We start from the raw sequence: 3,061 nt of genomic DNA on the forward strand, positions 1-3,061 counted from the left end.
AGGTGACGTACTCCGGGCCGGGGACGCCGGTGCTGCTCGCGGCCGGGGCGGCGAGGGAACTGGCCGCCGCCGTGGGCGCCGCGCTGGACAACGTCCACCGGCACGCGGGCGCGGACGCGTGTGCGTGGATCCTGGTCGAGGACGAGCCGGACGAGGTGATCGTGACCGTGCGCGACGACGGCCCCGGCATCCCCGAGGGGCGGCTCGCCCAGGCCGAGGGGGAGGGGCGCCTGGGCGTCGCCCTGTCGATCCGGGGCAGGCTGCGCGAGATCGGGGGCACCGCCGAGCTGATCTCAGTGCCGGGCCAGGGCACGGAGGTCGAACTGAAGGTACCGAAGGACGCACCGGAGGACGCGCCGGGGAACGCGGCGCGGAAGGCACCGGGGAACACGGCCGGGGACGTGAGGGACCCGAAGGCCCGCAGAGGGCCCGGGAGCAGGCGGGGGAAGGCGGAGAAGGAATGAGCGAGCGACAGGACCCGATCAGGGTCATGGTGGTCGACGACCACCCCATGTGGCGGGACGCGGTCGCCCGCGACCTGGCCGAGTCCGGGTTCGACGTGGTCGCGACCGCGGGCGACGGGGAGCAGGCGGTGCGCCGGGCCAGGGCCGCCGGGCCCGACGTCCTGGTGCTGGACCTGAACCTGCCCGAGAAGCCCGGGGTGCAGGTCTGCAAGGAACTGGTCGGCCTCGACCCCTCCTTGCGCGTCCTGGTCCTCTCCGCGAGCGGCGAGCACGCCGACGTCCTGGAGGCCGTGAAGTCGGGCGCCACCGGCTATCTGCTGAAGTCGGCCTCCACGGAGGAGCTGATCGACGCGGTGCGCCGCACGGCCGTCGGCGACCCCGTCTTCACCCCGGGCCTCGCGGGCCTGGTCCTCGGCGAGTACCGCAGGCTCGCCGCCGACCCCGGGCCCGCCGCGGGCGCCGGCGAACCCAGGGCCCCGCAGCTCACCGACCGTGAGACCGAGGTGCTCCGGCTGGTGGCCAAGGGCCTGAGCTACAAGCAGATCGCCGAGCGCCTCGTCATCTCCCACCGCACCGTCCAGAACCACGTCCAGAACACCCTGGGCAAGCTCCAGCTGCACAACCGCGTGGAGCTGGTGCGCTATGCCATAGAGCGGGGTCTCGACGACGCGTAAACCGGCCGATACACACCAACGAGTGATGGCACGTGATCAACTCCCGCAGATTGCACCGGAATTGACCTTCCGCCCTCTCCTGGAGTGACCTGCATCACTATTAGCGTGAGTTCCGTCAGCCAACCGTGGCGAAGGGACTTTCCATGCGGGTCGGAGTACTGACCGGAGGCGGCGACTGCCCCGGGCTCAACGCCGTCATCCGGGGCATCGTCCGCAAGGGCGTGCAGGAGTACGGCTATGACTTCACCGGCTTCCGGGACGGCTGGAGGGGTCCGCTGGAGGGCGACACCGTCCGGCTCGACATCCCCGCCGTACGCGGCATCCTGCCGCGCGGCGGCACCATCCTCGGCTCCTCGCGCACCAATCCCCTCAAGGCCGAGAACGGCATCCGCCGGATCAAGGAGAACCTCGCCAAGTGCGAGGTCGACGCCCTGATCGCGATCGGCGGCGAGGACACCCTGGGGGTCGCGGCGCGCCTCACCGACGAGTACGCGGTGCCCGTCGTCGGCGTGCCGAAGACCATCGACAACGACCTGTCCGCCACCGACTACACCTTCGGCTTCGACACGGCCGTCGGTATCGCGACCGAGGCGATCGACCGGCTGCACACCACCGCCGAGTCGCACATGCGGGTACTGGTCTGCGAGGTGATGGGCCGGCACGCCGGCTGGATTGCGCTCCACTCGGGCCTGGCCGGCGGTGCCAACGTCATCCTCATCCCCGAGCAGCGGTTCGACGTCGACCAGGTCTGCGCCTGGGTGACCTCGCGCTTCAAGGCCTCGTACGCGCCGATCGTGGTCGTCGCGGAGGGGGCGATGCCCAAGGACGGGGACATGGTCCTGAAGGACGGCTCGCTGGACTCCTTCGGGCACGTACGGCTGTCGGGCGTAGGGGAGTGGCTGGCCGGGCAGATCGAGCGCCGCACGGGGAAGGAGGCGCGTACGACCGTCCTGGGGCACGTGCAGCGGGGCGGCACCCCCAGCGCCTTCGACCGGTGGCTGGCCACGAGGTTCGGCCTGCACGCCATCGAGGCCGTGCGGGACGGGGACTTCGGCAAGATGGTGGCGCTCCAGGGCACGGACATCGTCCGCGTCCCGATCGCGGAGGCGACGGCCCGCCTGAAGACGGTGGACCCCCGCCTGTACGAGGAGGCCGGCGTCTTCTTCGGCTGACTCCCCGGCCCCGGGTGCCTGCTCCCCGAACGCCGGCCGGGCCGAAGCCTTCGGCCCGGCCGGCGCACCGGCACCCCGGTGCGCCGGCCGCGTCCCCGGCTACCGCGCGGGGCGCCGCTCCGCGAACGCGCGGGCGCCCGCCCCCGCGCGCACCCCCTCCAGCAACTCCCGTACGACGTCCGTGCCGCGCAGGGTCAGCACCGACTCCGGGTGGAACTGCACCCCGGCGAAGCCCGGCCCGCGCAGCGCGTGCACCTCGCCCGCCGCGTCACGGGCGACCTCGACACCGCGGGCCGCCAGTGCGAGCGCGGCCCCGTCGTCGCAGCGCGCCACGAAGCTGTTGTAGAAGCCGACGGTCTCCGTCCGCCCGAAGAAGTCGATCTCCGTCTGGGCGCCCTGGTACGGGACCTCCTTGCGCACGGTCTCCAGACCCAGCTCCGCCGCGATCAGCTCATGGCCGAGGCACACGCCCAGGACGCCGTGCCGGTGCCCGCGGACCGCCTCCGCGGCGAGGCCGCGCAGGACCGCCATCCGCGGGTCCGCCGGGTCGGACGGATCGCCCGGACCGGGGCCCAGCACCAGCGGGCCCTCGTGCGCGAGGACCGCCTCGCGCAGCCCCGCCTCGTCGTACCGCCGCACGGTCACCGCCAGGCCGGACGAGCGCAGCAGGTGCGCGAGCATCGCCGTGAAGGTGTCCTCCCCGTCCACGACGAGCGCGTGGCCCGTCCGTCCGGCCGGCGGCTCCTGCATC

4 protein-coding genes are annotated in these 3,061 nt (G+C 73.0%); 3 read left to right on the plus strand and 1 reads right to left on the minus strand.

Annotated elements, in window-relative coordinates:
* The 3 genes from HO151_RS04950 to HO151_RS04960 all read left to right on the plus strand — a co-directional run.
* Nucleotides 1-464, plus strand: a 464-nt coding sequence (locus HO151_RS04950; protein ID WP_254594732.1) for a sensor histidine kinase, incomplete at its 5' end; no start/stop codon positions are given.
* Nucleotides 461-1,138, plus strand: a complete 678-nt coding sequence (locus tag HO151_RS04955) for a response regulator transcription factor (protein ID WP_173894892.1) — start codon at nucleotides 461-463, stop codon at nucleotides 1,136-1,138. The genes HO151_RS04950 and HO151_RS04955, both read left to right, overlap by 4 nt.
* A gap of 143 nt (nucleotides 1,139-1,281) precedes the next feature.
* Nucleotides 1,282-2,310 carry a 6-phosphofructokinase gene (locus tag HO151_RS04960; protein WP_173894893.1) on the plus strand — a complete coding sequence of 343 codons (1,029 nt, stop codon included), beginning with the start codon at nucleotides 1,282-1,284 and terminating at the stop codon, nucleotides 2,308-2,310.
* Between the two features lie 99 nt (nucleotides 2,311-2,409).
* Here HO151_RS04960 and HO151_RS04965 read toward each other — a convergent pair.
* A partial coding sequence (locus tag HO151_RS04965) for an aminodeoxychorismate/anthranilate synthase component II (RefSeq protein WP_173894894.1) occupies nucleotides 2,410-3,061 on the minus strand: 652 nt, incomplete at its 5' end.

The organism is Streptomyces sp. 8P21H-1, assembly GCF_013302945.1.